This is a genomic window from Protofrankia sp. Cas8, assembly GCF_963555845.1.
Taxonomy (GTDB): domain Bacteria; phylum Actinomycetota; class Actinomycetes; order Frankiales; family Frankiaceae; genus Protofrankia.
The window spans coordinates 6,387-7,389 of the sequence record NZ_CAUVXI010000247.1; the positions used below are offsets into that span (position 1 = coordinate 6,387).

Annotated in this window: 1 pseudogene; it reads left to right on the forward strand. The window is 60.7% G+C overall.

Annotated elements, in window-relative coordinates:
- Nucleotides 1-592: 592 nt before the first annotated feature.
- Nucleotides 593-1,003 (forward strand): annotated as a pseudogene (locus U9977_RS24025) (group II intron reverse transcriptase/maturase); the annotation flags it as partial.

A 1,003-nucleotide genomic window follows, 5' to 3' on the forward strand; every position in this document is an offset into this window, starting at 1 on the left:
GTGTACCACGAACGTCGAGTAAGGCAGCCGCCTAAGGTAGGTCGACTGTTTCTGCGAAGGCGTGTAACTGCATGGGAGATGGAGGATTTGTGGCCCTCCGGAGTCGCCCTGCGGGGGGAGACTTCAAAGCACCTCAAGCTGCGTTAGTTGAAGCCTGTCGTGGTGAGCGTTGAGGAAAAGGCGCACAAGATGCGTCAGCTGGGGACCGGGAAGGTGAGCTCAGCTCTCCGCTGATGAAGCACCGAAATGTACAGCTGGCATCGAAACTAGGGTGTAGAGAGTGTCCTAGGATTAGCCTGGCGGATACCCGTTTACTGGCCAGGCGGTGCCCGGTGTGAATGGCGGCACGAGCCCGGTCTGCGGCTTCCGTGCGGAACGTGGGATGGCATGCCCCGATACTGTCCCGGCTGGTCCGGGGCGAAAGTGAGCCCGCCAAGCGGCAGAAACCGTAAGGCGTTGAGTATCGTCGCGGGGTGTGCAGTCGGACCGGCCCATAGTAGTGGAGAAGCCCCTGTAATGGGGGTGGAGCGAAGGGGCTGGACTGTTCAGGTGAGTTCGTTCGGGCAACTGGGAGAATCCCGGGAGGGATCGAGTGGGCGAGCCGAAGCAAAGCGAGAAACCGTTTGAGATTTCGAAGTGGGAAGTGTGGGAGGCGTACCAGAAAGTCAAGGACAATAAGGGTGCACCGGGTGTGGACGGGGTGACTCTGGCCGAGTTCGAGGCGGATCTGAAGAACCAGCTGTACCGGATCTGGAACCGGATGAGTTCGGGGTCGTATTTTCCGCAGCCGGTGAAGGCGGTGCCGATACCGAGAGACGGCGGGCGGGGCATCAGGATGTTAGGTGTGCCTACCGTCGCGGACAGAATCGCGCAGACGGTGGTGGCGCGTCGTTTGGAAGGTCGCGTGGAGAAGATTTTCCATGTGGATTCCGACGGCTACCGGGTCGGCAGGTCGGCGATCGACGCGGTGGGCAAATGCCGGGAACGTTGTTGGAGAGACGAC